This is a genomic window from Streptomyces sp. NPDC101110, assembly GCF_044759525.1.
In the GTDB taxonomy this organism is placed as follows: domain Bacteria; phylum Actinomycetota; class Actinomycetes; order Streptomycetales; family Streptomycetaceae; genus Streptomyces.
Genome location: NZ_JBIVZM010000003.1, coordinates 335,414 through 361,619, shown reverse-complemented (window position 1 = coordinate 361,619; position 26,206 = coordinate 335,414). Strand labels below are relative to the sequence as shown.

The 26,206-nt window shown below is 71.2% G+C and carries 24 protein-coding genes; 15 read left to right on the top strand and 9 right to left on the bottom strand.

Annotation, left to right across the window (positions count from 1 at the left end; genetic code table 11):
• The first annotated feature begins 26 nt into the window (after nt 1-26).
• Nucleotides 27-1,475: an MFS transporter gene (locus tag ACIQU3_RS07865; RefSeq protein WP_403923898.1), complete on the top strand. Its 1,449-nt coding sequence runs from the start codon at nt 27-29 to the stop codon at nt 1,473-1,475.
• A 29-nt stretch (nt 1,476-1,504) separates the two neighbouring features.
• Nucleotides 1,505-2,344 carry a hypothetical protein gene (locus ACIQU3_RS07860; RefSeq protein WP_403923895.1) on the top strand — a complete coding sequence of 280 codons (840 nt, stop codon included), beginning with the start codon at nt 1,505-1,507 and terminating at the stop codon, nt 2,342-2,344.
• Here the strand turns inward: ACIQU3_RS07860 and ACIQU3_RS07855 are convergent.
• The gene (locus ACIQU3_RS07855; protein ID WP_403923892.1) at nt 2,326-3,246 is read right to left on the bottom strand and encodes a helix-turn-helix domain-containing protein; all 921 of its coding nucleotides are present in this window, start codon (nt 3,244-3,246) and stop codon (nt 2,326-2,328) included. The genes ACIQU3_RS07860 and ACIQU3_RS07855 overlap by 19 nt on opposite strands.
• A gap of 102 nt (nt 3,247-3,348) precedes the next feature.
• On the opposite strand from ACIQU3_RS07855, the gene ACIQU3_RS07850 reads away from it, so the two are divergent.
• Both ACIQU3_RS07850 and ACIQU3_RS07845 read left to right on the top strand, forming a co-directional pair.
• Nucleotides 3,349-4,782, top strand: coding sequence for an MFS transporter (locus tag ACIQU3_RS07850; RefSeq protein WP_403725702.1), 1,434 nt, complete (start codon nt 3,349-3,351; stop codon nt 4,780-4,782).
• Between the two features lie 115 nt (nt 4,783-4,897).
• Nucleotides 4,898-5,104 carry a hypothetical protein gene (locus tag ACIQU3_RS07845; RefSeq protein ID WP_104780685.1) on the top strand — a complete coding sequence of 69 codons (207 nt, stop codon included), beginning with the start codon at nt 4,898-4,900 and terminating at the stop codon, nt 5,102-5,104.
• Between the two features lie 102 nt (nt 5,105-5,206).
• On the opposite strand, the gene ACIQU3_RS07840 is transcribed toward ACIQU3_RS07845, so the two are convergent.
• Both ACIQU3_RS07840 and ACIQU3_RS07835 read right to left on the bottom strand, forming a co-directional pair.
• Complete coding sequence (locus ACIQU3_RS07840) at nt 5,207-5,947, bottom strand: hypothetical protein (RefSeq protein ID WP_403923889.1); 741 nt, start codon at nt 5,945-5,947, stop codon at nt 5,207-5,209.
• A 431-nt stretch (nt 5,948-6,378) separates the two neighbouring features.
• Nucleotides 6,379-6,996 (bottom strand): LysE family translocator, encoded by a 618-nt coding sequence (locus ACIQU3_RS07835; RefSeq protein WP_403923887.1) that lies wholly within the window; start codon nt 6,994-6,996, stop codon nt 6,379-6,381.
• Nucleotides 6,997-7,309: 313 nt separating this feature from the next.
• On the opposite strand from ACIQU3_RS07835, the gene ACIQU3_RS07830 reads away from it, so the two are divergent.
• Nucleotides 7,310-8,413, top strand: coding sequence for an endonuclease/exonuclease/phosphatase family protein (locus tag ACIQU3_RS07830; RefSeq protein ID WP_403923885.1), 1,104 nt, complete (start codon nt 7,310-7,312; stop codon nt 8,411-8,413).
• A gap of 90 nt (nt 8,414-8,503) precedes the next feature.
• On the opposite strand, the gene ACIQU3_RS07825 is transcribed toward ACIQU3_RS07830, so the two are convergent.
• On the bottom strand, nt 8,504-9,886 hold the full coding sequence (locus ACIQU3_RS07825; protein ID WP_234848362.1) for a glycine--tRNA ligase: 1,383 nt from the start codon (nt 9,884-9,886) through the stop codon (nt 8,504-8,506).
• A gap of 171 nt (nt 9,887-10,057) precedes the next feature.
• Between ACIQU3_RS07825 and ACIQU3_RS07820 the strand changes: the two genes are divergently transcribed.
• From ACIQU3_RS07820 to ACIQU3_RS07805, 4 genes are read left to right on the top strand one after another with little or no spacing between them, the layout of a single operon-like run.
• Nucleotides 10,058-11,017: a metal ABC transporter substrate-binding protein gene (locus ACIQU3_RS07820; protein WP_403725714.1), complete on the top strand. Its 960-nt coding sequence runs from the start codon at nt 10,058-10,060 to the stop codon at nt 11,015-11,017.
• A 20-nt stretch (nt 11,018-11,037) separates the two neighbouring features.
• On the top strand, nt 11,038-11,805 hold the full coding sequence (locus ACIQU3_RS07815) for a metal ABC transporter ATP-binding protein (RefSeq protein WP_403725717.1): 768 nt from the start codon (nt 11,038-11,040) through the stop codon (nt 11,803-11,805).
• Nucleotides 11,805-12,707 (top strand): metal ABC transporter permease, encoded by a 903-nt coding sequence (locus ACIQU3_RS07810; protein ID WP_403725720.1) that lies wholly within the window; start codon nt 11,805-11,807, stop codon nt 12,705-12,707. Before ACIQU3_RS07815 ends, ACIQU3_RS07810 begins: the two co-directional genes overlap by 1 nt.
• A 58-nt stretch (nt 12,708-12,765) precedes the next feature.
• On the top strand, nt 12,766-13,185 hold the full coding sequence (locus ACIQU3_RS07805) for a Fur family transcriptional regulator (protein ID WP_403725723.1): 420 nt from the start codon (nt 12,766-12,768) through the stop codon (nt 13,183-13,185).
• Nucleotides 13,186-13,394: 209 nt separating this feature from the next.
• On the opposite strand, the gene ACIQU3_RS07800 is transcribed toward ACIQU3_RS07805, so the two are convergent.
• The 4 genes from ACIQU3_RS07800 to ACIQU3_RS07785 form a co-directional block, all read right to left on the bottom strand.
• Nucleotides 13,395-14,786 carry an MFS transporter gene (locus ACIQU3_RS07800; protein ID WP_403923882.1) on the bottom strand — a complete coding sequence of 464 codons (1,392 nt, stop codon included), beginning with the start codon at nt 14,784-14,786 and terminating at the stop codon, nt 13,395-13,397.
• Nucleotides 14,787-14,875: 89 nt separating this feature from the next.
• Complete coding sequence (locus tag ACIQU3_RS07795; RefSeq protein WP_403725729.1) at nt 14,876-15,709, bottom strand: isoprenyl transferase; 834 nt, start codon at nt 15,707-15,709, stop codon at nt 14,876-14,878.
• A gap of 60 nt (nt 15,710-15,769) precedes the next feature.
• Nucleotides 15,770-16,516, bottom strand: a complete 747-nt coding sequence (recO, locus tag ACIQU3_RS07790) for a DNA repair protein RecO (protein WP_403923879.1) — start codon at nt 16,514-16,516, stop codon at nt 15,770-15,772.
• A gap of 26 nt (nt 16,517-16,542) precedes the next feature.
• Entirely contained in the window at nt 16,543-16,758 is a 216-nt protein-coding gene (locus ACIQU3_RS07785; RefSeq protein ID WP_403725732.1) for a hypothetical protein, read from the bottom strand.
• A 603-nt stretch (nt 16,759-17,361) separates the two neighbouring features.
• Between ACIQU3_RS07785 and ACIQU3_RS07780 the strand changes: the two genes are divergently transcribed.
• Complete coding sequence (locus ACIQU3_RS07780) at nt 17,362-18,837, top strand: alpha/beta hydrolase (RefSeq protein WP_403923876.1); 1,476 nt, start codon at nt 17,362-17,364, stop codon at nt 18,835-18,837.
• Between the two features lie 73 nt (nt 18,838-18,910).
• On the opposite strand, the gene ACIQU3_RS07775 is transcribed toward ACIQU3_RS07780, so the two are convergent.
• Nucleotides 18,911-19,354: a protein phosphatase gene (locus tag ACIQU3_RS07775; RefSeq protein WP_403924169.1), complete on the bottom strand. Its 444-nt coding sequence runs from the start codon at nt 19,352-19,354 to the stop codon at nt 18,911-18,913.
• A 332-nt stretch (nt 19,355-19,686) separates the two neighbouring features.
• Between ACIQU3_RS07775 and ACIQU3_RS07770 the strand changes: the two genes are divergently transcribed.
• The 5 genes from ACIQU3_RS07770 to ACIQU3_RS07750 are packed head-to-tail and all read left to right on the top strand — an operon-like array spanning nt 19,687 to nt 26,196.
• The gene (locus ACIQU3_RS07770; RefSeq protein WP_403923874.1) at nt 19,687-21,315 is read left to right on the top strand and encodes an ABC transporter substrate-binding protein; all 1,629 of its coding nucleotides are present in this window, start codon (nt 19,687-19,689) and stop codon (nt 21,313-21,315) included.
• Nucleotides 21,316-21,318: 3 nt separating this feature from the next.
• Nucleotides 21,319-22,281, top strand: coding sequence for an ABC transporter permease (locus ACIQU3_RS07765; RefSeq protein ID WP_403923871.1), 963 nt, complete (start codon nt 21,319-21,321; stop codon nt 22,279-22,281).
• Nucleotides 22,278-24,251 (top strand): dipeptide/oligopeptide/nickel ABC transporter permease/ATP-binding protein, encoded by a 1,974-nt coding sequence (locus ACIQU3_RS07760; RefSeq protein ID WP_403923869.1) that lies wholly within the window; start codon nt 22,278-22,280, stop codon nt 24,249-24,251. Before ACIQU3_RS07765 ends, ACIQU3_RS07760 begins: the two co-directional genes overlap by 4 nt.
• Nucleotides 24,248-25,267 carry an oligopeptide/dipeptide ABC transporter ATP-binding protein gene (locus tag ACIQU3_RS07755; RefSeq protein WP_403923866.1) on the top strand — a complete coding sequence of 340 codons (1,020 nt, stop codon included), beginning with the start codon at nt 24,248-24,250 and terminating at the stop codon, nt 25,265-25,267. Before ACIQU3_RS07760 ends, ACIQU3_RS07755 begins: the two co-directional genes overlap by 4 nt.
• Nucleotides 25,264-26,196, top strand: coding sequence for a dihydrodipicolinate synthase family protein (locus tag ACIQU3_RS07750; RefSeq protein ID WP_403725745.1), 933 nt, complete (start codon nt 25,264-25,266; stop codon nt 26,194-26,196). Before ACIQU3_RS07755 ends, ACIQU3_RS07750 begins: the two co-directional genes overlap by 4 nt.
• The last annotated feature ends 10 nt before the right edge of the window (nt 26,197-26,206 follow it).

Sequence of the window (26,206 nt, the reverse complement as noted above, 5' to 3'; positions counted from 1 at the left end):
ATCGAAATCGGCGTACGATGGAGCGCATGCCCGAGCTCCGTCACCGCCGCCGCATGCTGGTGCTCGCGATCTGCTGCATGAGCCTGCTGATCGTGAGCCTCGACAACACGGTCCTGAACGTGGCCCTGCCGTCCATGCAGCAGGACCTGCACGCGAGCACCTCGGGTCTGCAGTGGACGATCGACGCATACACCCTGGTCCTGGCCTCCCTGCTGATGCTCGCGGGCTCCACGGCCGACCGGATCGGCCGCAAGCGGGTCTTCATGGCGGGTCTGGTCGTGTTCACCGTCGGCTCGGTGCTGTGCTCCCTGGCGCCGAACCTGGAGGCGCTGATCGCGTTCCGGATGGTGCAGGCGGTGGGCGGCTCGATGCTGAACCCGGTCGCCATGTCGATCATCACCAACACCTTCACCGATCCGCGCGAGCGGGCCCGGGCGATCGGGGTCTGGGGCGCGGTGGTCGGCATATCGATGGCCGCCGGTCCGCTGGTCGGGGGCCTGCTGGTGGACTCCGTCGGCTGGCGCTCCATCTTCTGGATCAATCTGCCCGTTGGCCTGGCGGCCCTGCTGCTCACCCTCCGCTTCGTCCCCGAGTCCCGCGCGCCCCGGGCCCGCCGCCCCGACCCCGTCGGGCAGCTCCTGGTGATCGCGCTGTTCGGGTCGCTGACGTACGCGATCATCGAGGCGCCGAGCACGCCGTTCGCCTCGATCGCCCCGCCGGCGGCCGTGGCCCTGGCCGCGCTGCTGGGCCTGCTCGTCCACGAGCCGCGCCGCAGGGAACCGCTGATCGACCTGCGCTTCTTCCGTTCGGCGCCGTTCAGCGGGGCGACGGTCATCGCGATCAGCGCGTTCGCGGCGCTCGGCGGCTTCCTGTTCCTGTCGACGCTGTACCTGCAGAACGTGCGGGGTCTGACCGCGCTGGAGGCGGGCCTGTGGATGCTGCCGATGGCGGTGCCGACGTTCCTCTGCGCGCCGCTGTCGGGACGCCTCGTGGGTGCGCGCGGCCCCCGGCTGCCGCTGCTGATCGCGGGCACGGCGATGACGACGAGCGGTGTCCTGTTCGCCGCGTTCGAGGCGGAGACCTCGAACGTCACGCTCTTCGCCGGCTACGTCCTCTTCGGCATCGGCTTCGGGTTCGTCAACGCGCCCATCACCAACACTGCGGTCTCCGGCATGCCGCGCGCCCAGGCGGGCGTCGCCGCCGCGGTCGCCTCCACGAGCCGGCAACTGGGCCAGACGCTGGGCGTGGCCGTGGTGGGCGCGGTGCTCGCCTCGGGTGTCGGCGCGTCCCCGTACCGCGAGACGTTCGTGTCCGCGGCACGGCCCGGCTGGTGGATCCTCGCGGTGTGCGGTTTCGCGGTACTGGCACTGGGGGTGCTGACCAACGGCCGGTGGGCCAGGGGCACTGCGGAGCGGGCAGCCCGGAGGCTGGAGTCGGCGGACGTGCGCGATGTGCTGGTGGCCGCCGACAGGTGATTGTCAGTGCCGTCCGCTTCACTGCCGCCATGGAGCTCACGCAAGCGACCCTCAACGAACTGCTGGCCCGGCTCGGCCCGGCGAACGGCCACCTCCTCCTGCCCGTCGACGTGGACCCACAGGCCCTGACCGACCTGCTCGAGGGCAGGTACGGCGCCCCGCGCACGCTCGTCCTCGACGGGTTCACCGATCCGACGGTCGACGAGTCCAGGGGCGCGGACCTCCTCGCCCCCTTCGAGGACCGGGCCGTGAAGATACGGGCGTGGGCGTACGGGGACCAGTGGATCGGCACGGGTACGGCGCGGGACGGGGAGGGGATCGAGCGGCCGGTGCTGGTCGTCGCTCCCCGGGAGGTGCCGGAGCTCCCGGCGCCCGCCCTCGACGACGACACCGGCGTCGGCATCGACGTCGACGTCGACGTCGACGTCGACGTCGACTGGATGGAACGGCTCACGCGCATCACCGGCTGGAGCGGGCCCGCCCGGCGGCCGGACCTGGACTGGACGGAGACGGAGTCCCGCCTGGGCACCGCCCTGCCCGGCGACTACAAGCGCATGGTGGAGACGTTCGGCGCGGGCGCCTTCGACGGATACCTGGGCCTCAACCAGGAACCGTGGACGCACTACCGGGACGAGGGCCTGCTCATCTGGGCGGGCACGGAACACGAGGACCTGTACTGCTGGAGGACCGACGGCGACGACCCCGACCGATGGCCCGTCGTGGTGCGGTCCTCCGACGGCGAGGACGTCCCCTTCGCCTACCGGACCGCGGAGTTCGTCTGCCGCATCCTCACCGAACCGCACCACCGGTTCACGATGGCCCGCTACTTCGACACCCACTGGTTCATGAACTACCGGGAGAGGGCCTGAGGGTCCGTCTCCCTGCTCAGCGCCATCGCCTGGAGCATGTCCAGCCGCTGCCGGGACTCCTCGTCCGCCGGGACGTACGTGACCATCCGCGGTCCCGCCCCCGGCGTCAGCCACAGGTCCGTGTGGTCGACGGTGACGCGGCCGACATGGCGGTTGCGGAACTCCTTGCGCTTGGAGCGGTGGGCGACCACCTCGTGGCGGTCCCAGGCCTTGCGGAACGCGGGGGACTCGCTGTGCAGCCGGTCGAGGAGCGCCTTCCAGGCGGGCTCGGCGAGATGGCCGGCCATCGTCGCGCGGAAGCGTGCCGCCATGAGGCGCTGGGTCTCCTCCAGGTGCACGATCGAGGACTGCCACTCGGGGTGGGTGTAGGAGAGGACGATGCAGTTGCGGTCCTCGGGCGGGACCGCGTCCAGGTCGCACAGCAGCAGCCCGTAGGTGCGGTTGAAAGCGAGGATGTCGTACCGGCTGTTCTGCAGGCACGCCGGGAACGGCTCCACCTGCTCCAGCAGGGCCCGCATCGCCGGTGTGACCGAGGGGCAGGTGGTCGCCGGGGCCGGATCGGCGGCACCGGCGAGCTGGAAGAGGTGTGCGCGTTCGCTCGGGTCGAGCAGCAGCGCGCGGGCCAGCGCGTCGAGGACCTGCACGGAGACCTGGATGTCCCGGGCCTGCTCCAGCCACGTGTACCAGGTGACGCCCACCGCGGAGAGCTGGGCGACCTCCTCCCGGCGCAGTCCGGGGGTGCGGCGCCGACGGCCCCGGGGCAGCCCGACCTGCTCGGGGGCGATCCGCTCCCGGCGGCTGCGCAGGAAGGCAGCCAGCTCGTGCCGGCGCACGTCGGTGTCAACGGGCACGGGCTGCGCTTCGGGCCCGCGGGGCGACGTCTCGTGCGCCGTGGTCGTCATGCGCTCCAGCATGCCCCTGCCCGGACCCTGTTTCCAGGTGGTTCCACTACCAGGATAAGAACACTCTGGTACCAGCCTGGGCGACGTCGCAGGCTCGTGACCGTGACCACCGAATCCCTTGCCCCGAGTCCCGTCCGTTCGCCCACCGCCCCCGCTCCCGTGCTCAGCGGTCTCGGGCTGTTCGCGGTGCTGCTGGCCGCGGCCCTCCCCCTCATCGACTTCTTCATCGTCAACGTCGCCCTGCCGACCATCGGCACGGACCTCGCCGCGAGCGAGTCCGTGCTCGAACTCGTCGTCGCCGGGTACGGGCTGTCGTACGCGGTCCTGCTGGTCCTCGGGGGCCGGCTCGGCGATCTGTTCGGCCGGCGACGGCTGTTCCTCGCCGGGATGGCGGCCTTCGGGCTGACCTCGCTGGCCTGCGGACTGGCGCCCGGGGCCTGGTCGCTCGTCGCGGCCCGGGTCGCGCAGGGCGCGTCGGCGGCCGCGATGCTGCCACAAGTGCTCGCCACCATCCAGGCGACCACCACCGGCCCCCGGCGGGCCAGGGCCATGGGACTGTACGGCGCGACGGCGGGGCTGGCGATGGTCGCCGGGCAGATCCTCGGCGGGGTCCTGGTGGCCGCGGACATCGCCGGGACCGGCTGGCGTTCGGTGTTCCTCGTCAATGTGCCGGTCGTGCTCGCGGGGCTGGTGCCGGCCTTCCGGGCCGTCCCCGAGACCCGCTCGCCGCGCCCGGAACCCGTCGACGTCCCGGGCACGTTCCTCCTCGCGGCCTCCCTCCTGGCCCTGCTCGTGCCGCTCACCGAGGGCCGGGCGGCGGGCTGGCCGCTGTGGACGTGGCTGTCCCTGGCTGCGTTCCCCTTCGTGACGGCCGCGTTCTACGCGGTGGAGCGGCGGGCCGACCGCGCGGGCCGTACGCCGCTGGTGCCGCCGAGCCTGTTCGCACTGACCTCGCTGCGCCGCGGACTTCTGCTGGTGCTGCCCTTCTCGATCGGCTTCAGCGGGTTCATGTTCGTGATCGCGGTGGCGTTGCAGCAGGGCGCCGGGCTGAGTCCGGTCGACGCCGGGTTGGCGCTCGTGCCGCTGGCGGTGGTGTTCTTCGTGTTCTCGCTGCTGGGTCCGCGCCTGGTCGCCCGGTACGGCACCCGGGTGGTGACGGCCGGCGCCGCCCTCCAGGGTGTGGGTCTGGCCCTGATGACGATGGCCGCCTGGCGGTTCTGGCCGCACCTCGGCTTCGTCGAACTGCTCCCGGGCGCGGCGGTCGCCGGTGCGGGCCAGGCGCTGCAACTTCCCGTCCTCTACCGGGTGATCCTGTCCGAGGTGCCGCCCGCCCGGGCCGGAGTCGGCAGCGGCGTGATGATCACCACCCAGCAGTCGGCGCTGGCCCTCGGTGTGGCGACCCTGGGCACGCTGTTCCTGTCCCTGGTGCCGGGGCTGGGCATGCGCGACGCCCTGGTCACGACGCTGCTGGTGCAGCTCGGCGGTGTCGTGCTGACCGGCCTGCTGAGCCTGCGGCTGCCCCGCACCGTCGCCTGAGGTCTCTCACGGCCTGATAACGCGCTTCCGGGGAAACCCCGTTGATGTCGGTCGTGCTGCACACTCCTTGCTGCGGGCGGACCGGGACGGCGGATTTCCTCACGCGGGAGGCTTCATGGCACAGATCGACACGAGCAAGGTCAGCCGGTGGGACCAGCACGGCCGGGAGCACGTGGTGCGGGTGCACCGTACGGGTGTGCAGCGCACGATCAGATGCGACACCTGCGGCTGGCACAGAGGCGCCCAGTTCCTGCCCTGGCTGAAGGCGGAGGAACACCTGCTGGAGGCCCACCAGGCCACGGTCGATCCCACGGCGGCGTGAGCGCACGGGCGTCGGGCCGCCGGAACGGGCTTGGTGATCCGCACGCGAAGGCCCACCGCGGCGGTGCGCCGGGCGGGCCTGCCAGGCGTGCGCCGGACGGCCTTACGGGGCCGGGGTGGGGGCGAGAACGTCCGTGAGGACCGCGTTCTCGGCGCCTATGCACGCGTAGCGCGTGTGCTCGACGATGCTCTCGTCGGTCGCCGCCTCCTTGTTGCCGACCGCACGCGCGATGTCGAGGAGCGCCTTCTTCTGGAAGCCGGTGTCCATGTCCAGGAATTGGCGGCAGGTCCTGACCTCTCCACCGTCAGCGGGGCCGTCCCAGTCGTAGCCGTAGGCGAATCCCGCGATGCCACCGGCCAGTACGACGGTGATCAGGGCGCGGGCGAGCAGGCGAGGGCGGGCGTCACCCGTCTCCCTCGATGACGGCGTCCGGGCGGCCTGGCCGGTGAGCGCGCCGGTCCTCATGCGGCCGTGGTTGATGACGCCGCTGTTGATCGTCCCGTGGTCGACGCTCCCCCCGGCGGCGGTCGCACCGGGCGCGGCGGCGATGATCGAGCCCACGTTCCCGTGGATGTGCAAGCTGTTGTCCTGGGCTGCCGCGGTGGGGAACCCGTTCGACAGGCCGGCCAGCAGCTGCCGGAGGTCGGCCTCGGCATCCGGACGGCTCTCGGCGTACCGGCGGAAGCGGTGGGCGAGACGGCTCTCCACACCGTCGGGGTCGCCGGCCAGGACTGCGGCACGGTCCCCGTCCAGGAGTACGAGGAGGTCGTGGCGGTCGGTGGCGTTGTCCGTGAGCGTGCGGGCGATGCGGTCTCGAGCGGCAGTCCACGATTCTGACGCCATCGCCTGAGTAACCCCGGAAATGAGCCCGACAATGATCAGCTCGATTCCCATGATGCTGTCCCTTTCGCCTGCCGGAGCGGCCGATTTGAGCGGCAGGCAGAGCGATATCTATCAGGCAGCGACGCGGCTCGTAATCACTGGGAGGACCAGGGTGACCGGTTTCACATCGTTGCCGTTTCCCGCAATCCACCAGGCCTTCTACGGGTTCCAGGGAAGCGGACAGGATGTTCGAAGGGGATTTGTAGGGCCGCCACGAACACCCATCTCGACGCCGGATCGTCCATTTTCAGCCACCGACTTCCCTCGTAAATGAATGCACAGATCACACCCCCGGACGTGGCCGAATTCCTGCACATTAGGGCAGCCTTGGTCTATACATGCAGCGATATTGAATATGGCATACGCCCCGCTGCCGCCCCGCCCCGCTGCGGCTACCGCGCCGTGAGCGCCAGCTTCGCCCCCAGTGCCACGAACGACCCCGCGAAGCCCCGCCGCAGCCAGGTCGTCACCCGCGGCCGGCCCACGATGTGCCGGCGCACGGACGCGGCCAGTACCCCGTAGGCGGCGAACACGGCGAAGGTCGCCAGCATGAAAACCCCGCCGAGCGCCGCCATCCGCAGCACCGCGTGCGGCTCCCCGGGGTTCACGAACTGCGGCAGGAACGCGAAGAAGAAGATCGTCAGCTTCGGGTTGAGGATGTTGACCAGCACGCCGCGCACGATCACCCGCCGCGTCGACACCTCCTGGGCGGCTCCGCCCTCCTCCACCACGAGGGCCTTCTTGTCCCGTGCCGTCGCCCACGCCATGTACAGCAGGTAGGCGACACCCGCGTACTTGAGCACCTGGAACGCGGTCGCGCTCGTGTGCAGCAGCGCGGCGGCGCCGGTGACCGAGGCCAGCAGGTGCGGGACGATCCCGAGCGTGCAGGCGACGGCGGCGACGACGCCGGCGCGGCTGCCCCGGGAGAGCGCGGCGGCGAGGGTGTAGACGACGCCGGTGCCCGGCGTGGCGACGATGACGAGGGTGGTCAGCAGGAACGCGATGCTCATGTCGCCACCCTGGCGCCGCCCAGCCCAACGGAACAGGACCAATCACCCCCGGCACTCCAGGACCAATCCGCCGCGTCCCGGGGACGGCGGAGGCCTCACCGCTGCCCCGACAACAAGACTGCCGACCCCCGAAGAAGGACCGCAGAAGCCTCACCGCTCTCCTCCCCCACAAGGCACCCAGGGACCTCAACCGCCCCACCGTTCGACACGCTTCACACCCGCTCGGACAATGGAAAGTGCCGGTGAGCGGTCTCCCCGGCGGCGCCCGCCCACCTGTCGTGCGGAACTCCTGCGCCGCCCGAGGGAGCGCGCCATGACGATCCGTATCGCCACCTTCAACACGGAGAACCTCTTCCGCCGCCCCAAGGTCTTCCGCCTGCCCGGCGACAAGCAGCGCCGAGAGATCCTCGACGACTACGCCGAACTGGTCTCCCTCCTGGAGAAGGAGACCTACGACGACGACACCAAGGCCCGCGCCGCCGAACTCCTGAAGAAGCACCGGGTGCACGACTCACGCGGGGACAGGCCGTTCTTCGTCAACGAGACGCGCGGCCAGGGCACGCTGTTCAAGACGAAGGGCGGCGGCGCACACGTCAGCTTCGAGATCGTGGCCAAGGGCCGCTCGGGGTGGACGGGCTGGGTGGAGCTGGTCCGTGACGACCTCGACTGGGAGGTCGTGCACAACACGGGCCGCGTGGTCGCCGAGGTCGACGCGGACATCCTGCTCACGGTGGAGGTGGAGGACCGCACGACCCTGCGCCGCTTCAACGAGCAGGTGCTGGGCGCCGACCTGAAGAAGACTCCGTACCCGTACGACATGGTGATCGACGGCAACGACCCGCGCGGCATCGACGTGGGGGTCCTCAGCCGCCATCCGATCACGTCCCTGCGCTCGCACGTGTTCGACACCGACCCGGACCGCCCGGGCGCGTACCTCTTCAGCCGGGACTGCCCCGAGTACGAGATCCAGATCGGCGCGACGCCGCTGTGGCTGCTGGGCAACCACCTCAAGAGCCAGAGCGGCGACGACCCGGAGCTGCGCATCGCCCAGGCCCGGCGGGTGGCGTCGATCCACCAGACCGCCCTGGAGCGTTCCCCGTACGTCGTGGTCGCCGGCGACCTCAACGACGAGCCGTCCAGCGAGGCGATCAGGGCCCTGCTGGGCACGGGTCTGCGGGACGTGATGAGCCACCCGTCCTACCGGGGCGCCCCGGGCACCCACGGCACGGGCACCGCCGAGAGCCAGAAGCTCGACTACGTGCTGCTGCCGCCGCCACTGTGGGAGCAGGTGCAGCACGTGGAGGTGGAACGGCGGGGCGTCTGGGCCCCGTCCACCGTCAAGTCCTTCGACACCGTCACCTCGAAGTGGAACCGCGCCTCGGACCACGCGGCGGTCTACGTGGACCTGGACCTCTGAAGGGTCACGTCGACCGGCGGACCCGTGAAACGCGGCGGCGCCGGGCCCCTTTCGTGGAGGAACCCGGCACCGCGCCGCAGTGAGAGGCGATCAGCAGCCGACGAGGCGGGCCGCCAGGTAGCCCTCGATCTGGTCGAGGGAGACGCGCTCCTGCTTCATCGAGTCGCGCTCGCGCACGGTCACCGCGTTGTCCTCGAGCGTGTCGAAGTCCACGGTCACGCAGAACGGCGTACCGATCTCGTCCTGACGGCGGTAGCGGCGGCCGATGGCGCCGGCGTCGTCGAACTCGATGTTCCAGTTCTGCCGGAGCGCCTGGGCCAGGCCCTTGGCCTTCGGGGACAGCTCCGGGTTGCGGGACAGCGGCAGCACGGCGACCTTCACCGGGGCGAGGCGGTGGTCGAGGCGCAGCACGGTGCGCTTCTCCATCTTGCCCTTGGCGTTGGGCGCCTCGTCCTCGATGTAGGCGTCCAGGAGGAACGCCAGCATCGCGCGGCCCACACCGGCCGCGGGCTCGATGACGTACGGCGTCCAGCGCTCGCCGGCCTCCTGGTCGAAGTACGTGAGGTCCTGGCCGGAGGCCTTGGAGTGGGCGCCGAGGTCGTAGTCGGTGCGGTTGGCGACGCCCTCGAGCTCGCCCCACTCACTGCCGCCGAACTGGAAGCGGTACTCGATGTCGGCGGTGCGCTTGGAGTAGTGGGAGAGCTTCTCCTGCGGGTGCTCGTACCACCGCATGTTCTCCTCGCGCAGACCGAGACCGGTGTACCAGTTCCAGCGCTGCTCCATCCAGTACTCCTGCCACTTCTCGTCCTCGCCCGGCTTGACGAAGAACTCCATCTCCATCTGCTCGAACTCGCGGGTGCGGAAGATGAAGTTGCCGGGCGTGATCTCGTTGCGGAAGGACTTGCCCATCTGGGCGATGCCGAACGGCGGCTTGCGGCGCGAGGTGGTCTGCACCTGCGAGAAGTTGGTGAAGATGCCCTGCGCGGTCTCGGGACGCAGGTAGGCGACGGAGCCGGAGTCCTGCGTCGGGCCGAGGTGGGTGGACAGCAGGCCCGAGAACTGCTTGGGCTCGGTGAACTGCCCCTTGTTGCCGCAGTTGGGGCAGTTGACGTCGAGGAGGCCGTTCTCCGGGGCCCGGCCCTTCTTCTCCTCGTAGGCCTCCTCCAGGTGGTCCGCGCGGAACCGCTTGTGGCAGGAGGTGCACTCGGTCAGCGGGTCCGTGAAGGTGGCGACGTGACCGGAGGCGACCCAGACCTCGGGGGCCAGGATCACGGACGAGTCGATGCCCACGACGTCCTCGCGCGACGTCACCATGTAGCGCCACCACTGGCGCTTGAGGTTCTCCTTGAGCTCGACACCCAGGGGGCCGTAGTCCCAAGCGGCGCGCTGACCGCCGTAGATCTCACTACAGGGGAATACGAAGCCACGGCGCTTGCTCAGGCTGACGATGGTGTCGATCTTGTCGGCGGCCACGGTGCTCTCTTCATTACGACGACGGGCGACGAAGCGAGTTGCTTCCAGCGAATGTCTCAGGTTACCGGCGGGGACGCCCCCTCAATCAAATCGCTCCCCCTCCGTGGAGCTCAAGGCCCTGCCCGGACTCTTTGTTGACAACGGTTTCCATATTTGTTGAAAATGAGTGTCATGAACGTACGACGACGCCTCATACCCGCCGCCGTGGCCTCCGCTCTCGGCCTCGGCGCCCTGACCGCCTGCTCCAGCGACAGCGTGGCGACGGGCAACACGGACAAGTTCGACGTCGTCGCGTCGTTCTACCCCATGGCTTTCCTCGCCCAGCAGATCGGCGGCGACCACGCGAACGTCACCAGCCTGACCGAGCCCGGCCAGGAACCGCACGACCTGGAGATCAGCACCCAGCAGCGCGCGCAGCTGGAGGAGGCCGACGCGGCGCTCTACCTCAAGGGCCTCCAGCCCGCCGTCGACGAGGCCGTCGGCCAGACCGGCATCAAGACCAAGATCGACGCGGCCACGCTGACCCACCTCGAGGACCACGGCACCGGCGGCCACAGCCACGAGGGTGAGGAAGCCCACTCCGAGGAGCACTCCGACGAGGAGGAGCACGGCAGCGATCCGCACGTCTGGCTCGACCCGGTGAAGTACGCCGAGATCGCGCAGGGCGTCGGCAAGGCCTTCGAGAAGGCCGACCCGGACCACGCGGCCGACTACCAGAAGAACACCGAGGCCCTGGTCAGCAAGCTGAAGGGCCTGGACGGCGACTTCGAGAGCGGCCTGAAGAACACGAAGACGAAGGTGTTCTTCACCAACCACGCCGCCTTCGGCTACCTCGCCGAGCGCTACGGCCTCACCCAGGAGGCCATCTCCGGCGTCGACCCCGACAGCGAGCCCAGCGGCGCCCGTGTCCGCGAGCTCCAGCAGGAGGCGAAGGCCGACGGCGTCACCACCGTCTTCTACGAGACACTGGTGTCCGACAAGACCGCGAAGACCCTGGCCCGGGACGCGAACCTGAAGACCGACGTCCTCGACCCGATCGAGGGCATCACCGGCAAGTCCCGCGGCGACGACTACTTCCAGGTCATGGAATCCAACCTCAAGGCCCTGCAGACGGCCCTGGGAGCCAAGTGATCGACCCATCGGAGGACGGCATGACCGAGCCCGTCGTATCCCTGCGCGGCGTCCGCGCGGACCTGGGCTCGCGCCCCGTGCTGCGCGGCATCGACCTCACCGTGCACCGCGGCGAGGTCGTCGCCCTGCTCGGCGCGAACGGCTCGGGCAAGTCCACGGCCGTGCGCAGCATCATCGGCCAGGTGCAGACCGGCGCCGGTGCCATCGAGCTGTTCGGCACGGAGCGCAGGCGGTTCCGCGACTGGCACCGCGTGGGTTACGTCCCGCAGCGCACCACGGCCGCAGGCGGGGTGCCCGCCACGGTCACCGAGGTGGTCTCCTCCGGCCGCCTGTCACGGGCCCGCTTCGGCCTGCTGCGCAAGGCCGACCACGCGGCCGTACGACGCGCCCTGGAGCTCGTCGGCATGGCCGACCGGGCCAAGGACCCGGTCGACGCCCTCTCCGGTGGCCAGCACCAGCGCGTCCTGATCGCCCGTGCGCTCGCCTCCGAACCCGAGCTGCTGATCATGGACGAGCCGATGGCGGGGGTCGACCTGGCCAGCCAGGAGGTCCTCGCGCACACCCTCACCGAGCAGGTCTCCCGGGGTGCCACCGTGCTGCTCGTGCTGCACGAACTGGGCCCGCTCGAGCCCCTCATCGACCGGGCGGTCGTACTGCGCGACGGCTGCGTCGTCCACGACGGCCCGCCCCCCAAGGCCGTCGGGCAGCACGCCCTGCCCGGTCACGACCACGTACACCCGCACGCACCCGCGGGCGCCGAACCGATCCGCACGGGACTGCTGAGCTGATGGACTTCCTCGACTACGCCTTCATGCAGCGGGCCCTGCTCGCCGCCGTCCTGGTCGGCATCACCGCGCCCGCGGTGGGCATCTACCTGGTCCAGCGCCGCCAGGCCCTGATGGGCGACGGCATCGGCCACGTCGCGATGACAGGCGTCGGCCTCGGCTTCCTGCTGACCTGGTCCCCGGTGTGGATGGCGACCCTGGTCTCCGTCCTCGGCGCGGTCCTCATGGAGCTGATCCGCTGGTACGGCAAGACCCGCGGCGACATCGCCCTCGCGATGCTGTTCTACGGCGGCATGGCCGGCGGTGTGATGTTCATCAACCTCGCGCCGACGGGCTCCAACGCCAATCTGACGTCGTACCTGTTCGGCTCCCTGTCGACGGTGTCCCAGTCGGACGTCACGGCGATCTGCGCCCTGGCCGCCTTCGTCGTCCTGGTCACCCTCGGCCTGCGGCGGCAGCTGTTCGCGGTCAGCCAGGACGAGGAGTTCGCCCGGGTGACGGGCCTGCCGGTGCGCGTGCTGAACCTGCTGACGGCCGTCACCGCGGCCGTCACGGTGACGGTGGCGATGCGGGTGGTCGGACTGTTGCTGGTCAGCGCGCTGATGGTGGTCCCCGTCGCGGCCGCCCAGCAGATCGCCCGCAGCTTCGCCGCGACCTTCGTGATCGCTGTGGCCATCGGCGTGAGCGTGACGATCGGCGGCACCGTCACCTCGTACTACCAGGACGTGCCGCCGGGGGCGACCATCGTGCTGCTGACCATCGGCGCGTTCATCGCTCTGACGGCGCTCGCGGCCCCGCTGGCCCGCCGCCGCGCCCGGGCCCGGGCGGCCGCGGACGGTGCGGCCGATCCCGCCGAGTGCGCGATCCCGGGCAGCCGGCAGGCCACCGACGAAGTCGGCGTCTGACCGCCCTCACCCGGGGCTGGCACAATGGCCCGGGCAAGGCAGACGTGAGGAGGCAACGGTGACGACCGCTGGACCGTCCGTGAAGGGCCGCGCCACCAAGCAGCGGGCCGCTGTGGCGGCGGCCCTGCAAGAGGTCGACGAGTTCCGCAGTGCGCAGGAACTGCACGACATGCTGAAGCACAAGGGCGACTCGGTCGGGCTCACCACGGTCTACCGCACCCTGCAGTCCCTCGCCGACGCCGGTGAGGTCGACGTCCTGCGCACGGCCGACGGTGAGTCGGTGTACCGGCGTTGCTCCACCGACGACCATCACCACCACCTGGTGTGCCGGGGCTGCGGCAAGGCCGTCGAGGTCGAGGGGCCGGCCGTGGAGAAGTGGGCCGAGTCCATCGCGGCGGAGCACGGGTATGTGAACGTGGCTCATACGGTGGAGATCTTCGGGACGTGTGCGGACTGTGCGAAGGCCTCCGGCGGTTGAGCCGGGTTTTGTTCCCGCCGCGGGAGTGAGGCGTCGTTGCCGGCTGCGGGTGCGTGGGTTTTTTCGCGCAGTTCCCCGCGCCCCTGTGAGGTGCGTTGCCGGCTGCGGGTGCGTGGGTCTTTTTCGCGCAGTTCCCCGCGCCCCTGTGAGGTGCGTTGTGGCCGTTCGCGTTGTTTCCCGCGCCCCTGTGGTCGCAAGCCTCCTGGTTCCTATGCGCCCCGGGCTCTCAGTGCGCGCCGGACGAGCAGAGACAGGGCCGTGGAGGCCAGGATCACCGTGCCGCCGACTCGTAGGACGAGGTCGTAGGCGTCTTCCGGGCCGGTCTCGGGGGTGAGCGAGGTGATGGCCGCCGCCACCGCCGCGAGGCCGATCGCCCCGAGTGTGACGAGGGCTGTGAGGACGACGCCCGAGGCCTCTCCGGCGCGGGCGGGTGAGACGACCTGCTGGGTGGCCACGCTGGCGAAGGTCCAGCCCAGGCCCAGCCCGAGCGCGCACCAGGTGAAGACCGGCAGGTAGACCCACCAGGACCAGGCCCAGCTCAGCCCGATCATGCCGGTGCCGGCGACGGTCCCGGCCAGGGCCATGACGCTGGTGGCGCGCATCCGGCCGGACAGCCAGGCGCCGATCGGGCCCGAGCAGGCGACCATGACGGCCGGGGCCAGGAACACCGTGCCGGACAGGACCGCCGACAGGCCCCGCACCTGCTGCAATTGCAGGGTGGCGAGGAACACGGTGACGGCGTAGCCCATGTTGGCGACCGACCCCATCACGGTGACGAGATCGAAGCGGACGTTGCGGAACAGCCGGAAGTCGACCAGCGGGTGCCGGCAGGTCCGCTCCCGCAGCACGAAGAGGCCGCCGGACACCACGGCGACCCCGAACAGTGCGAGCGTGCGGGCGTGGCCCCAGCCCCAGGCGCTCCCCCGCTCCACGGCCAGGGTCAGGGCGGCCAGACCGGTGACGACGGCCAGGCAGCCCGGCAGGTCGACCTGGCGTGGAGCGCTCTCGTCCCGCGAGTCGGGGACGTAGCGCAGGGCGATCAGCAGCGAGAGGGCGCTGAGCGGGGCCAGCAGCCAGAAGATCCACCGCCAGCCGGGCCCGTCGGTGAAGCCGCCGCCGACGAACGGCCCGAGGGCGGTGCCGACGTTGGCGATGCCGAACATCGCGCCGAGCGCCCGGGCCCGGGTCTCCTCCGGAAAGGCGTTGGTGATGACGGAGACCGACACGGGGAAGATCAGCGCCGCGCCCGCGCCCTGCACGATCCGGGCCACGACGAGCACGCCGAGGCTCGGCGCGAGGGCGCAGCCGACGGAGGCGGCGGCGAACAGCCCGGTCCCGGCCAGCAGGACCGGGCGCCGGCCGAGGAGGTCGCCCAGCCGCCCCCCGACGATGAACAGGCAGCCGATGGCGAGCATGTACGCGGACAGCGTCCACTGCGCCGCGGAAACGGTCGTGTCCAGTTCGGCGGAGATCCCGGGGATGGCCAGGTTGAGCGCGAAGAAGTCCAGCTGGATGCAGAAGAGAGCCAGCGAGGACGCGATGAAGGCCCCGGTGGCCTGGTGTGCGGTCCGGCCGGGTGCGCTGAGGGCGGTGGAACCCATGCGACCAGGACACCGCCGCAGCGGCCCGGCTGCCACCGGAGGGGCTGCCGGGCTTCCCGGGGCTCCTGGGGCTTCCGGGGCCCGAGGGCCTACTCCTGCTTGCCCTCCATGGCCAGCAGTTCCTCGTTGGGGACGGCCCCGCCGAAGCGGCGGTCCCGCGAGGCGAACTCCAGGCACGCCCGCCACAGGTCGCGCCGGTCGAAGTCCGGCCACAGCACGTCCTGGAAGACCATCTCGGCGTAGGCGCTCTGCCAGATCAGGTAGTTGGAGGTGCGCTGCTCACCGCTGGGCCGCAGGAACAGGTCCACGTCCGGCATGTCCGGGTAGTACATGTACTTCGCGAAGGTCTTCTCGTTGACCTTGGACGGGTCGAGCTTGCCGCTCTTCACGTCCTCCGCCAGCGCCTGGGCCGCGTCGGCGATCTCGGCCCGCCCGCCGTAGTTCATGCAGAAGTAGAGCGTGAGCCTGTCGTTGCCCTTGGTCTGCTCCTGGGCGACCTGGAGCTCCTTGGCCACGGACCGCCACAGCTTCGGCATCCGCCCGACCCAGCGCACCCGGATGCCCAGTTCGTCGAGCTGGTCCCGGGTCTTGCGGATGAAGTCCCGGTTGAAGTTCATCAGGAAGCGCACCTCGTCGGGCGAGCGCTTCCAGTTCTCGGTGGAGAAGGCGTACAGGGAGATGGCGCCCACGCCCATCTCGATGGCCCCCTGGAGCACGTCCAGCACGCGCTCGGCACCGACCTTGTGCCCCTCGGTGCGCGGCAGGCCCCGGTCCTTGGCCCAGCGGCCGTTGCCGTCCATGACGATCGCCACATGCTGCGGTACGAACTCCCCGGGGATCTTCGGGGGCCGCGCGCCGGACGGGTGCGGCTCCGGCGTCCTGTACTCCCGGCGCTGGCGCCCCAGGATCCCGCGTACGGCCATGTGTTTCTCGTCTCCTCGTGCTCGCTTGCTTCCGTGCTGCTCTGTTGTGCGCTGCTCGCGCTACTTCTCGACGTAGCGCAGGGAGCGCAGGCCGCGCTCCATGTGCCAGTGCAGATACGCGGACACCAGCCCGCTGCCCTCGCGGACGTAGCGCGCCTCGCACGCGTCCGCGGTCTCCCAGTCTCCCGTAAGCAGGGCGCCGAGGAGTTCCAGGGCCTGGGGCGAGGGTACGACGCTGCCGGGTACGCGGCAGTCCACGCAGACGGATCCGCCCGAGGCGACCGAGAAGAACCGGTTGGGTCCGGGCATCCCGCACTTCGCGCAGTCGGTGAAGCTCGGGGCGTACCCGTTGACGGCGAGGGAGCGGAGCAGGAACGCGTCGAGCACGAGGTGGGGTGCGTGTTCGCCCTTGGCGAGCGTCCGCAGCCCGCCGACCAGCAGCAGGTACTGCTGCACGGCCGGCTCCCCTTCGTGGTCGGTGAACCGCTCGGCGGTCTCCAGCATGACGGTCCCGGCCGTGTACCGGGCGTAGTCGCTGACGATGCCGCCGCCGTAGGGCGCGATGGTCTCGCTCTGGGTGCACAGCGGGAGTCCGCGGCCGACCAGCTCGCTCCCCTTGGCGAAGAACTGCACGTCGACGTGGGAGAACGGTTCGAGGCGCGCACCGAACTTCGACTTCGTCCGGCGCACGCCCCGGGCCACCGCGCGTACCCGTCCGTGACCGCGCGTGAGCAGCGTGATGATCCGGTCCGCCTCACCCAGCTTCTGGGTGCGCAGCACGATGCCGTCGTCGCGGAACAGACTCATGGAGTCATTCTGGCAGGGTCGTCACGTCAAGGGACCTCGCCCCTGCTGCGGGCGTTGGCGTACGCGGTCGCCGCGCTCAGCCGCTCGGCCGGGGTGGCGTGCCGGACGGCCCCGGGGGCGGCGTCCCACTCCCTGCCGCCCCCGTACGGTCTCAGCTGGACGTAGGGCCCCTCATGCCCCATGACGATGCCGATGCGGCCGCTTCGGGTGTCCACGACGTACGCGCCGACCGGAGGCTTCACCGCGGCACCGCCGCGAGCCGAGGGGTGTCCGGCAGGGCCCTACGGCCGGTGCCGCGCACGGCGGACCGGCCCGGTGCGACGAGCGGGCAGGGCGCTTTTCGCGCGAGACTCACCGGGGCAAGTTCAAGAGTGGGCAGGACAATTCCGGCCCTGGCGAGTTCTGCCCGCAATTCCTTCACCGCGTCCTCCGTTCCTTCGGCGCGGGTGCGCCGAGTTCCGTACCTCCCCGTGCTCCCCCTTCCTGCGGGTTTTCACTCTTCGCGTCCTGGTGATGACGCTCGGCGACTGCGCACCGGCGGGGCGCAGGGGCCACAACTGCGCCGTGAAGCGCGGGGGTTCGGCACGGTGCGCTGCGGAACGGGTGTCTTTCGAAACCATCCGGCCGTGAGAGCGACGGAGCGGTACCCGGATCGGGATTGGCCCCTGCGTCCCGCGCCACCGTCGGATGTCGAGGCGACAGCCGAACTGCGGGCGGTGGTGATGCGCCGGGATCCGGAACGCCACGAAAGTAGGACCCCCGGGGCGGACCGGGGGTAAACCCCCTGACCGATAAGGCAGTTGCCCGGATGTGGTCGGCCGCCCGGGGCGGTCAGGCTGCTGGACATGAAGCGAATCACGAAACATGCGGCGCTCGTCGCCACCGCCGGAGCGGTGCTGGGGTTTGCCGGGCCGGGCGGGGCGTCCGCCACCGCACCCGGCTCCCTCGACTGGGGCACGTGCACCGGCCCCGGCCTCGACCCCAGACAGCAGTGCGCCACTCTCGACGTGCCCATGGACTACTCCGACCCCGGCGGCCCCAAGATCCGCATCGCCGTCTCGCGGATCCCCAGTGAGAAGCCGTCCGCGCGGCGGGGCGCTCTGCTGCTCATCCCGGGCGGTCCCGGCGGAGACAGTCTCGGCGACCCCTCCGGGAAGGGGCAGAAGCTGCCGCGGAAGGTGCGGGAGGCCTACGATCTCATCGGGTTCGCACCGCGCGGCTTGGCGCCCTCCACCGCCGTCGACTGCGCACTCGACCCCGCCGACATCAGCATGACGAGACGTCTGCCCTGGCCCGCCCCCGACGGTTCCGTGGGCGAGAACATGGCCACCGCCCGCCGTACGGCCGAGGCCTGTGCCCGTGACGGCGGTGAACTGATCCGGCACATCAGCACCGCCAACGAGGCCCGTGACCTGGACCGCGTCCGGGCCGCCCTGGGCGAGGAGAGGATCTCCGCGTGGGGCGTCTCGTACGGCACCTATGTCGGCGTCGTCTACAGCCAGTTGTTCCCGCACCGCACCGACCGCATCGTGCTGGACAGCAACAACGATCCCGACCACACTCGCGTGACCCGCGGCTGGCTCGCCGCCTTCGAGGTCGGCGTCGAGGACAACTTCCCCGAATTCGCCAAGTGGGCCGCCCGCCCCGGAAATCCGTACCGGGTCGCCCGTACACCCGCCGAGGTGCGGTCCGGCTTCCTGCGGCTCGCCGCCCGGCTGGACCGTGAACCACTCCCCTGGCCCGGCGCCGACCCGTCGCGCCTGGACGGCAACGCGCTCCGCCAGATCATGCTGTCCAGCCTCTACGACCCCGACGACTACCCGACACTGGCCAGGGCCATCCGGGCCGCCCGCGAGGGGGATGTGCCGCCGGTGCCCGAGGCCCCGCCCGAGCCGGTCCTCCAGAACATCGCCGCCGTCGGCGTCGGCACCGTCTGCAACGACGTCGACTGGCCCGACTCGGCCGCCGCCTACCAGAAGGACGTCCACGAGAGCCGGGCCGCGTACCCGCTGACCGCGGGCATGCCGCGCGGGCCGATGGTGTGCGCCGCCTGGCCGTACGCTCCGAGGGAGCCGGCCGTGCGGATCACCGACCGCGGGCCCTCCAACATCCTGCTCGTGCAGAACGAGCGGGACGTCGCCACCCCGCTCGCCGGGGCCCGCAAGCTGCGCCGGGCCCTCGGTGACCGGGCGGTCATGGTCACCGTGAACTCCACCGGCCATGACGCCTATCTGGACAACGGCAACGCCTGCGGCGACCGGACCGTCTCCCGGTTCCTGGCCACCGGCACCCGGCCCGCCGCCGACCTCTACTGCGACTGAGGTTCCAGTCCGCCGTGCCGAAGGGAGAGGCTCCTCCCTGGCCGCACGGACGCACGTACCTCCCAGGCGGGATTCACCCCTCGCCGAAGCGGCGCACGTACCGTCGCTGCCACGGGGTCTCCACGGCGTGCCGGTCGTAGTGCCGCCGCACGTAGGCCACCGCCTCCTCCCCGGGCATCCCCTCGAGCACCGCCAGGCAGGCCAGTGCCGTACCCGTGCGGCCCCGGCCGCCTCCGCAGGCGAGCTCCACCCGTTCCCCGGCGCTGCGTTCCCACGCGCCGGCCAGCACCGACCGGGCGGCCGCCCGGTCCGCCGGGAGACGGAAGTCGGGCCAGCGGATCCAGGCGGATTCCCAGGGGACCTCGGGCGGCTGCCGGCCCAGCAGGTAGACACCGTAAGAGGGCCGGGGTGCCCCGGGGTCGAGGGGGTGGCGCAGGCCCCGGCCCCGTACCAGCCGGCCGGACGGCAGCCTCAGGACGCCGGCGTCGCTTTCGTTCCACAGTTCGCTCACGGCCATCATCCTGGTCCGCTCCCGCCCTCCCGGTGGCGGATTCGGCCCGGAATCCGGACACCCGACGTTCCACCCCGGCCACATGTCCGGTGCGGCCGCACATCCCGGTGTCGCCACATGTCCGGTGCCGCCACACGTCCGGTGCGGCACCAGGGCTGACGTGCCGTCAACCCTCCCGGTGGCGCGGCGCCATTGGTTCGGCCTCTGGTGGCTACGCCATTCGTGTGCGAGCCCTTGACCACCCCTACGGCCCCTCCTATGGTCGCGCTGACCGACCGGACGTAGGACGTCGTATCTCCGCTGCAAGTCCCCTCCCCCCAGACCTCGCTGGAGGACCCGTGCGCGACGTGACCCCCGACGTGCCGGCGCCGCACCGCCGGGCGTTCCTGAAGTACACGGGCGCGCTGGGCGCGGCCGCCGCCGTCTCCGCGTCGCTGTCGGCCTGCTCGGCGGGACCGGAGTCCACCAACGACACCGGCAGCGACGGCGGCCGCGACCGGACCCTCACCGCAGTGATCGGTTACGGCAACGACGGCAGCTGGGACCCCACGCAGACGGCGTCGGCGTTCTGCATGGCGGCCAACCACCACATCTACGAGGGGCTGCTGGACACGGACCCGATCTCGCGCAAGCCGTACGCCGCGCTGGCGACCGAGGTGCCGAAGGACCCGGACGGCACCACGTGGAGATTCACGCTTCGGGCGGGTGCGACGTTCCACGACGGCAAGCCCGTCACCGCCGACGATGTCGTCTTCGTCTTCGAGCGGATCCTCGACCCGGACACCCAGACCCTCGCCAAGGGCTTCTTCGCGAGCTGGCTGAAGGAGGTCCGGACGATCGACGCGCGGAACGTCGAGCTGGTGTTGAAATTCCCCTTCCCCGACGGGCTTTCGCGGCTGACGCTCGCCAAGGTCATGCCCAGGCACGTGTTCTCCCGGCCGGGCGCCTGGGACGACGCCATCAAGGGCAAGGCGATCGGCTCGGGACCGTACCGGCAGACCGCGCACCATCCGAAGTCCAACACGACCTTCGAGGCGTTCGACGGCTACAACGGGCCCCGCAGGCCCGCCTTCCGGAAGATGAACTGGCTGACGATCGTGGACGCCGCACCACGCGTGGCGAAGATCTCGGGGTCGAGCGCGGGCGCGCAGATCGCCGACAACATCCCGTACGCCAACATCGGGCAGCTGGAGAGCGGGGGCATGACGGTCGCCGGCGGTGCCGGGATGAACAACCTGTTCCTGATGTTCAACACCGCCCACAAGCCGTTCGACGACGTGCGGGTGCGCCAGGCGCTGCACTACGCCATCGACACCGAGAAGATGGTGGAGGTCGCTCTCAAGGGCCACGGCAGGCCCTCCAGTTCGTTCCTCGACGAGGCCAACCCGTCCTACCGCCGGGCGAAGACGGTCTACGACCACGACCCGGACAAGGCGAAGGCGCTGCTGAAGGAGGCCGGGGTCGAGGGGCTGAGCATCGACATCCTGGCCGTCAACGTCAGCTGGATCGTCGACTGCCTGCCCACCGTCAAGGCGTCCTGGGACGCGATCGGGGTGAGGACGACCCTGTCGCCGCAGGAGACCACCGCCGTGTTCACGAAACTGGACCAGAAGCAGGACTACCAGGTCGTCGCCGCCGCCTCGAACCCCAACCAGTTCGGCCTCGACGCCGACCTGATCATGCACTACAACTACGGCCCCGGGAACCTCTGGATGCAGTACACCCACTGGGCCGCCGACCCCGTCGCCAGGCAGCTCTTCAAGGACATGGACCGGGCCACCCGGGAGCCCGACCCGGCGCGGAAGAAGGCGATCGTCCAGGACTGCATCGACGTCGTCGCCGAACAGGCCGTGCTCTACCCGGTCGTCCACAACGAGCTGATGACGGCCTGGGACCCGGCGCGGCTCAGCGGGATAAGGGCCCAGCCGTACCCGGGCATCAACCTCCTCCAGGCCAGGTGGGCCTGACGGATGACGGCCGTCGCGCGCATCCTGCTCCGCCGTCTCGTCCTGCTCGTGCCCCTCACGCTCGGCATCGTGCTGTTCGTGTTCCTGGTGATGCGGTTCTCGGACGTCGACCCGGCGTCCGCGTTCTTCCAGGGCGCCAACCCGACGCCGCAGCAACTGCACGACTTCCGCGAGGAACACGGCCTGCTGGATCCCCTGCCGGTGCGCTACGCCGACTTCGTCGCCGATCTGCTCCACGGCGACCTGGGCACCAGCGCGCTGACCCGGGCGCCGGTGATCGACCAGGTCACCACCGCGCTGCCGCTCACCCTTCAGCTGACGTTCCTCGGTCTGGGCATCGCCGTCGTGCTGGCCCTCGTGGGCGGGGTGACCGCGGCGATCCACCGGGACCGGCTGCCCGACCAGATCATCCGGGTGGTGTCACTGACCGGCGTCGCCGCGCCCGGCTTCTGGCTGGCGCTGCTGATGATCCAGTACCTGGCGGTCGACCTGGGCTGGTTCCCGACCGGCGGCTACGTCAACCCGGCCGACTCCTTCACCGGCTGGCTGAGGACGATGACGCTCCCGGCGCTCGCCCTCTCCCTCCCGGTGGCGGCGCAGCTGACCCGGATCGTGCGGACGGCCGTCGTGGAGGAGCTCGACAAGGACTACGTCCGGACGGCAATCGGGAGCGGGTTGCCGCCCCATGTCGTGGTGGGGCGCAACGTCCTGAGGAACGCCCTGATCAATCCACTCACCGTGCTCGGGCTGCGGGTCGGCTACCTCCTCGGCGGCGCGGTCGTCATCGAGACGATCTTCTCGCTGCCCGGCATGGGCAAGCTGATGATCGACGCCGTGAAGAACGGCGATCCGGCCGTGGTCCAGGGGGTCGTACTGACCACGGCCGCCGGATTCGTCGTGGTGAACCTCGTCATCGACGTCCTGTACCTGCTGGTCAATCCGCGACTGAGGGATGCGACGCCATGATGACCCGGAAGAGTCTCACCGCGGCGCTGTCCCGGCCGGGCGTACGGCTGTGCGGCCTGCGCCGGTTGCCTCCGCTGTCGAAGATCGCCGTCTGCTTCCTGGCCGTGGTCGCCCTGGTGGCGCTGCTGGCCCCGCTCCTCGCGCCGCACGACCCGCTCGACCAGCGGCCACCGGTCGACGGCACCGGCCATCCGTCCGCCGAGCACTGGATGGGCCAGGACAGCCTCGGCCGGGACATCCTCAGCCGGCTGATGTACGGGGCGCGCTGGTCGCTCGCCGTCGGGCTCGGCGCCACGGGGACCGCCCTGGTGGCCGGTGCGTTGCTCGGGGCGGTCGCGGCGACCTCGCGCAAGGCGGTCGACGAGACGCTGATGCGCTGCCTGGACGTCGTGATGGCGTTCCCGGGCATCGCGCTGGCCGCGGTGCTGGTGGCGGTCTTCGGCGGCGGCATCACGGTGCTGATCTGTGCGATCGCGTTCCTGTTCACACCGCCGGTGGCGCGAGTGGTCCGGGCGAACGTCCTCGACCAGTACGGCGAGGACTACGTGACGGCGGAACGGGTGATCGGTGCGCGGACGCCGTACATCGTGCTGCGGCACGTGGCGGTCAACTGTGCCGCGCCGGTGCTGGTGTTCTGCACGGTCCAGGTCGCCGAGGCGATCGTCTTCGAGGCGTCGCTTTCGTTCATCGGGGCGGGTGTGCGGCCGCCGGATCCGTCCTGGGGCAGTGTCATCGCGGACGGCAAGAACATGGTGCTGACCGGCGGCTGGTGGGCGACGGTGTTCCCCGGGCTGCTGATGCTGGTGACGGTGCTGTCGCTGAACATCCTGTCCGAGGGGGTGTCGGACGCCTGGGCGGCGCCCTCGGCGCGGGCGGTGGACGCACCGGACGACGGCCGGCCGGAGGCCGCGGAGCCCGGCGGCGGGGAGGTCGTGCCGCTGCCCGGCCTGGTGGAGGCCGCCCGCAGGCTGCGGGCCCGGGCCCGGCACGTGGCCCGGGACGGGCAGCCGTTGCTCGCCGTGGAGAACCTGGTCATCGGCTTCGACGGACGGCACGGCGGCGTCGACGTCGTGGACGGCATCAGCTTCGAGGTGCACCCCGGGGAGGTGCTCGGGCTGGTCGGCGAGTCGGGCTGCGGCAAATCCCTCACCGCGCTGGCGATCATGGGCCTGGAGCCGAAGGGGGCGCGGGTCGGCGGCCAGGTCCGGTTCCTGCAACGCGATCTGCTCGCCGAGCCGATGCGTGTGCGGCGCAGGCTGCTCGGCCACGACATGGCGATGATCTACCAGGACGCGCTGTCGTCGCTGAACCCGGCGATGACGATCAGCGCGCAGCTGAAGCAGGTCGTGCGGCGTGGCGGGCGCCGCGGTCCGGCGGAGCTGCTGACGATGGTCGGTCTCGACCCCGGACGCACCCTGCGCAGCTACCCGCACGAGTTGTCCGGCGGCCAGCGCCAGCGCGTCCTGATCGCCATGGCCCTCTCCCGCGATCCGCGGCTGATCGTCGCCGACGAGCCGACGACCGCCCTGGACGTGACCGTGCAGGCCCAGGTCGTGGAGTTGCTGCTGCGGCTGCGCGAGGAGCTCGGCTTCGCCCTGATCCTCGTCTCGCACGACCTGGCGCTGGTCGCGGACGTCACCGACCGGGTGGTGGTGATGTACGGCGGTCAGATCGTGGAGACGGGCGTGACCGCCGACCTGGTGGAGGCACCGGCGCACCACTACACGCGCGGCCTGCTCGGCAGTGTGCTGTCGCTGGAGTCGGCACAGGAGCGGTTGACGCAGATCAGGGGCGTCGTGCCGTCCCCGGCGGACTTCCCGGCGGGGTGCCGCTTCGCCGGCCGGTGTCCGCGCGTCGCCGAGGTGTGCCGTACGACGGCCCCGGCCCGGTCCGGCCCTCCCGGACACACGGCGGCCTGTCATCACCCGGCCGTGCGTCCGGCGGCCACGGAGACCGAGGCGGTGTCATGAACGCGCTGGTGGAGTTGGCGGATGCGCACGTCGTCCACAGGGCCCGCAGCGGGGGCCTGTTCACCCGGGACCGGGTGTACGCGCTGACCGGCGTCGATCTGGCCGTCGCGCCCGGCGAGACCGTGGGGGTGGTCGGCGAGTCCGGCTGCGGCAAGTCGACGCTGGCGAAGGTGCTGGTCGGGGCGGAGCGGCCGACGCGCGGGACGGTGTCGTTCCGGGGCCGCGACCTGTGGGCGATGCCGGCCGCCGAGCGCCGCAGGGCCGTCGGCGGCGGCGTCGGCATGGTCTTCCAGGACCCGTCGACGGCACTGAACCGCCGTCTGACCGTCCGGCAGATCCTGCGCGACCCGCTGGACGTGCACGAGCGCGGCACGAAAGGCCGACGTGAGGAGAGAGTGCGTGAGCTGATGTCCCTCGTGGGTCTCCCCCGGGCCCTCGCCGCCGCTCTGCCGGCCCAGTTGTCGGGCGGGCAGCGCCAGCGCGTCGCGATCGCCCGCGCGCTCGCGCTGGACCCGGGTCTGGTCGTGGCGGACGAACCGACCAGCGCACTGGACGTGTCGGTCCGTGCGCAGATCCTCAACCTCCTGCTCGACCTGAAGGAACGCCTGGGCCTGGCCCTGGTGTTCGTCTCCCACGACATCCGCACGGTACGGCGGATGAGCGACCGGGTGATCACCATGTACCTGGGCCGGATCGTGGAGGACGCCCCGGCCGCCCTGGTCACCGGCCGGGCCCGGCACCCGTACACCCGCGCCCTGTTCTCCGCCACGCCCGGCCTGCTCGACCCGGTCGACCCCATTCCGCTGGTGGGTCCGGTGCCGTCGGCGACCCGCCCGCCGAGCGGCTGCCCGTTCCGCACGCGCTGCTGGAAGGCGGACGGCACCTGCGCGCAGGAGATGCCGGGCTTCTCCGCCGCGTCGGCGCCCGCACACCGCTACCGCTGCCACCATCCTGTCCGGGAGGACGACTCGACCCGCGACCTCGTCCGCCGGTGCGACCCGATGGAGGCCCCATGACGTTCACCCCGCTGACCGGTGTCATCCCGCCCGTCTGCACGCCCCTGACACCGGACGGCGAGGTGGACGTCCCCTCCCTGCTCCGGCTGGCCGACCATCTGGTGGCCGGCGGGGTGCACGGACTGTTCGTCCTCGGCTCGACCTCGGAGGCGGCGTTCCTGCCGGACCGGCAGCGCAGGCTGGTCGTGGAGTCGGTCACGGGTCATCTGGGCGGGCAACTCCCGGTGCTGGCCGGGGCGATCGACATGACGACACCACGGGTCCTGGACCATGTCGCGTCGGTGACGGCGGCGGGCGCGGACGCCGTCGTCGTCACCGCCCCGTTCTACACCCGCACGCACCCCGCGGAGATCGCCCGTCACTACCGCGCCATCGCCGCCGCGAGCCCGGTCCCGGTCATCGCCTACGACCTTCCCGTCGCCGTCCACACGAAGCTGCCGGTAGACGTGGTGCTGGAACTCGCCGCCGACGGGGTCGTGGCCGGGCTCAAGGACTCCAGTGGGGACCTGGCCGCCTTCCGCCAGGTCGTGACGGGTGTCCGGCAGCGCCGGGGCATCACCGGCTTCAGCGTGCTGACCGGGTCCGAGCTGATCGTCGACGCGGCCCTCGCGATCGGCGCGGACGGCACGGTGCCGGGCCTCGGCAACGTCGACCCGCACGGCTATGTGCGCCTGGACCGGCTGTGCCGCGCCGGCGACCCGGACGGGGCCCGTGCCGAACAGGAGCGGCTGTGCGCCCTGTTCGGCATGGTGACGGTCGGCGATCCGGCCCGCATGGGCCCGAACTCCTCGGCGATCGGGGCGTTCAAGGCCGCGCTGCACCTGCGCGGCATCATCGACTGCCCGGCGACGGCGCAGCCGCAGATCCCGCTGGCGCCGGGCGAGGTGGAGCAGGTCGGGAAATACCTCGCGGCGGCCGGACTGCTGTAGCGGGCCGGTC

Coding starts and splice junctions, on each gene's coding strand:
- ACIQU3_RS07865 (WP_403923898.1), top strand. CDS start 27: ATGCCCGAGCTCCGTCACCGCCGCCGCATGCTGGTGCTCGCGATCTGC.
- ACIQU3_RS07860 (WP_403923895.1), top strand. CDS start 1,505: ATGGAGCTCACGCAAGCGACCCTCAACGAACTGCTGGCCCGGCTCGGC.
- ACIQU3_RS07855 (WP_403923892.1), bottom strand. CDS start 3,246: ATGACGACCACGGCGCACGAGACGTCGCCCCGCGGGCCCGAAGCGCAG.
- ACIQU3_RS07845 (WP_104780685.1), top strand. CDS start 4,898: ATGGCACAGATCGACACGAGCAAGGTCAGCCGGTGGGACCAGCACGGC.
- ACIQU3_RS07840 (WP_403923889.1), bottom strand. CDS start 5,947: ATGGCGTCAGAATCGTGGACTGCCGCTCGAGACCGCATCGCCCGCACG.
- ACIQU3_RS07835 (WP_403923887.1), bottom strand. CDS start 6,996: ATGAGCATCGCGTTCCTGCTGACCACCCTCGTCATCGTCGCCACGCCG.
- ACIQU3_RS07830 (WP_403923885.1), top strand. CDS start 7,310: ATGACGATCCGTATCGCCACCTTCAACACGGAGAACCTCTTCCGCCGC.
- ACIQU3_RS07820 (WP_403725714.1), top strand. CDS start 10,058: ATGAACGTACGACGACGCCTCATACCCGCCGCCGTGGCCTCCGCTCTC.
- ACIQU3_RS07815 (WP_403725717.1), top strand. CDS start 11,038: ATGACCGAGCCCGTCGTATCCCTGCGCGGCGTCCGCGCGGACCTGGGC.
- ACIQU3_RS07810 (WP_403725720.1), top strand. CDS start 11,805: ATGGACTTCCTCGACTACGCCTTCATGCAGCGGGCCCTGCTCGCCGCC.
- ACIQU3_RS07800 (WP_403923882.1), bottom strand. CDS start 14,786: ATGGGTTCCACCGCCCTCAGCGCACCCGGCCGGACCGCACACCAGGCC.
- ACIQU3_RS07795 (WP_403725729.1), bottom strand. CDS start 15,709: ATGGCCGTACGCGGGATCCTGGGGCGCCAGCGCCGGGAGTACAGGACG.
- recO (WP_403923879.1), bottom strand. CDS start 16,516: ATGAGTCTGTTCCGCGACGACGGCATCGTGCTGCGCACCCAGAAGCTG.
- ACIQU3_RS07780 (WP_403923876.1), top strand. CDS start 17,362: ATGAAGCGAATCACGAAACATGCGGCGCTCGTCGCCACCGCCGGAGCG.
- ACIQU3_RS07775 (WP_403924169.1), bottom strand. CDS start 19,354: ATGGCCGTGAGCGAACTGTGGAACGAAAGCGACGCCGGCGTCCTGAGG.
- ACIQU3_RS07765 (WP_403923871.1), top strand. CDS start 21,319: ATGACGGCCGTCGCGCGCATCCTGCTCCGCCGTCTCGTCCTGCTCGTG.
- ACIQU3_RS07760 (WP_403923869.1), top strand. CDS start 22,278: ATGATGACCCGGAAGAGTCTCACCGCGGCGCTGTCCCGGCCGGGCGTA.
- ACIQU3_RS07755 (WP_403923866.1), top strand. CDS start 24,248: ATGAACGCGCTGGTGGAGTTGGCGGATGCGCACGTCGTCCACAGGGCC.
- ACIQU3_RS07750 (WP_403725745.1), top strand. CDS start 25,264: ATGACGTTCACCCCGCTGACCGGTGTCATCCCGCCCGTCTGCACGCCC.